The sequence below is a fragment of the Paenibacillus zanthoxyli JH29 genome (assembly GCF_000520715.1).
GTDB lineage: Bacteria > Bacillota > Bacilli > Paenibacillales > Paenibacillaceae > Paenibacillus_AQ > Paenibacillus_AQ zanthoxyli.
Genome location: NZ_ASSD01000232.1, coordinates 1 through 2,587 on the forward strand (window position 1 = coordinate 1; position 2,587 = coordinate 2,587).

Consider the following 2,587-nt stretch of genomic DNA (forward strand, 5'->3'; position numbering starts at 1 on the left):
CATTCAGCTGACGGATCAGCGCATCCATCACATTGCGTTCGCCTTCCACATTATAAAAGGTAGTGCTGACCGAACCGCCGCGCGGCATTTCGTTCTCGACGAAGGACAGCGACGCCTGAACCCGGCCGGAAATCATCTTGGCCAGCTCTTCCGGGGCCAGAACGCTGTACCGCGCAGGCTCCCCGTCACCGCAGCGCACATAACCCTGCTGGGTCAGGCGCTGGAGCGCGGCATACACATTCGACCTGGAGACGCCAAGCCGCTTCGCCACCTCGTATCCGGAAGATTGTCCGATCGCCGCCAGCTCCACCATAATTTTGGACTCCATTTCCGTAAAGCCCAGACTGCGCAGATGCAGCAGCAATTGTTCCATTCCTATCCTCCCCCCAAGGCCGGCTGAATGTTAGACTAAATCTGTTCCGATCCGCAGCGCGGGCACCACATGGAGCCTTTGGGCAGGTCCGCCCGGCAGATCTGGCATTTTACTATCTCACGGGGGCCGGTATCGTCTTCCGTTTCTTCCCGTTCCTTCGACTGCCAATCCCGGATGCGCCGATCGAGCTCAAGCTGCCGTTCCCGCTCCCGCTCCAGTTCATCGGCGATCCGGCGTTCACTTCTCGGGCTCTGCACGTTCCCGGCGTATTCCTCCAGCGGAATCGGCAACTCCTCCTCCTCCTCACTCTCCATATACATATAGCCATAAGGCTCCTCCGGTCTCTGTTCCGGGGCCGCTTCCGGCTTGTCCGGCTTGACCGGCTGCGCCGGTTCCGGTTCCTCGTAGTAATCCTGGACCGAAGTCTTCGCGGTCTGTTCCAGCTTCTGTCCGCAGTGCGGGCAGAAGTTGGCGTCCAGCCCTACAATATATCCGCATTTGCAGAGCCGCTCATTTTTGAGTTCGGCGATGCGCGAGCGCAGAGTATCAATTTTATCCTGAAGTTTAAGGCAGGCACGGGAGTGCTCAATCATTTTATTTTCGGCCAGCGTTAAATCCCTGGAACGGTAGCCTTCATAAAAGAGCTTGCCCATCTTCATAAATTCCATTTCCATTTCGCGTTCAATATCGGAAATCCCGCTGTTCAGCTTGCCGATCTCCACAGAGTTCTGCGCTTTTTCGCTAACCCGGTTGGCTCCGTCTTTAATGCGCTGCAACAGATTCATCGATAGTTCCTCCTTCTCGTGGGTGAGCCAAAACACAAGCACCGCTTATTAAGAAGAAACGCCTGACGGCGTCTTTTTAAGACGCAGGTACGTTTCTTGTAAAATATAGAAGACCAAACGATAGGTGCTTAGCTTATAAAGTCTTATATTTCCAGAAACGGCTTCACCGCCCATAAGGAGGATATCCGTTTCCATTAAGACTTATGTCAAATTAGCAGACGCATGCGGCGCCGCCTGAAACTATAACTCTATCATACCAAATGTGACGGCCAGATTCATTATTTGTCGTCGGATGTATAATACTGAAATAACTAGAGCTATCCGGCATAAGGCCAATTGGATACGGATGGTATTTTTTGCTTCCAGCCCTTCATTTCGGTTACAATAAAAGAGATCATAAATACGTACATCGGGAGAGTATCCGTGAAAGAACAAAATAGCCAATCGCTGACACTAGATCAACTGCAGGTTCATGTACAGGATTTGGGCCACTGGGAGTTAGATGAAGAACTGTCCAGACAGCTTGGCGAATTCAAGAAAATGCCGGCTCTTTACCGCCTCGCCCTGAACGAGCTGGAGAATAAGATTGAAACACTGAAGACGGAATGGGAAATGCGGGACGGTTACAGCCCAATTGAACATATCAAGCGCCGGATCAAGGAGCCGAAGAGCATCCTGCAAAAATTGGAGCGCAAAGGCTACGCCTTCAGCTTCGAGAACATTGAAAAATATATTCACGATATCGCCGGTATGCGGATTGTATGCGCTTTTGTCAAAGACATATACCGGCTTGCCGATCATTTGAGCAGCCGGGAAGATATCCGCGTGCTGGAAATCAAGGATTACATCGCCCATCCGAAGCCGAACGGGTATCAGAGCCTGCATGTGATTGTCGCTGTGCCGCTCATTCTCTTGGAAGGAACCCGCTGGGTAAAGGCCGAGATCCAGCTGCGCACGCTGGCCATGGATTTCTGGGCAAGCATGGAGCATATTCTCTACTACAAATTCGACCAGCAGCTTCCTCCCCATGTCGCGGAAGAGCTGAAGAACGCCGCACGCGCCGCCGACGAGTTGGACAAGAGAATGCTGCGTCTGCGCAGGGAGATTCTGGAGCTGTCCGAAGGCACAAAGAATAATACAGAGCAGAAATAACGCAAGGCCCCTCGGCATATTCTATCCGCCGGGGGGCCCTTCTTTTTCACGCATATGCCCTTCATTTCGCCAAGTCTTTCGCCCGGCGGGCAGCGGCCTCCGCCGCCCTTCGCATAATAAGCTCAAGCCCTTCGTTCGCGCGGGGCACACCAGGCAGAAGCGGCCGCCAGTCCTCCCTGGATGGCGGCAGGGAAGGAGACATGGGAACAGGACGGTCCCTGACTTCCGAGAATAGAGGACCCGGCTGGTGAAGCGAGCCTTCGGCAGCGGCTTCCGC

3 protein-coding genes and 1 pseudogene are annotated in these 2,587 nt (G+C 53.5%); 1 reads left to right on the forward strand and 3 read right to left on the reverse strand.

The features are described 5' to 3' along the window. Together L691_RS0108570 and L691_RS0108575 are read right to left on the reverse strand one after the other, a co-directional pair. Positions 1-373, reverse strand: a 373-nt coding sequence (locus tag L691_RS0108570) for a TrmB family transcriptional regulator (RefSeq protein WP_025689990.1), incomplete at its 3' end; no start/stop codon positions are given. Between the two features lie 35 nt (positions 374-408). After that, the gene (locus L691_RS0108575) at positions 409-1,158 is read right to left on the reverse strand and encodes a zinc ribbon domain-containing protein (RefSeq protein ID WP_025689992.1); all 750 of its coding nucleotides are present in this window, start codon (positions 1,156-1,158) and stop codon (positions 409-411) included. 540 nt (positions 1,159-1,698) lie between these two features. On the opposite strand from L691_RS0108575, the gene L691_RS0108580 reads away from it, so the two are divergent. Beyond that, the gene (locus L691_RS0108580) at positions 1,699-2,310 is read left to right on the forward strand and encodes a GTP pyrophosphokinase (protein WP_084653997.1); all 612 of its coding nucleotides are present in this window, start codon (positions 1,699-1,701) and stop codon (positions 2,308-2,310) included. Positions 2,311-2,371: 61 nt separating this feature from the next. On the opposite strand, the pseudogene L691_RS32615 reads toward L691_RS0108580, so the two are convergent. Beyond that, positions 2,372-2,587, reverse strand: a pseudogene (locus L691_RS32615) (hypothetical protein); the annotation flags it as partial.

What these genes read in the sequence shown, in the direction of transcription:
- L691_RS0108575 (WP_025689992.1), bottom strand. Translation starts at nt 1,158, where the DNA reads ATGAATCTGTTGCAGCGCATTAAAGACGGAGCCAACCGGGTTAGCGAA.
- L691_RS0108580 (WP_084653997.1), top strand. Translation starts at nt 1,699, where the DNA reads ATGCCGGCTCTTTACCGCCTCGCCCTGAACGAGCTGGAGAATAAGATT.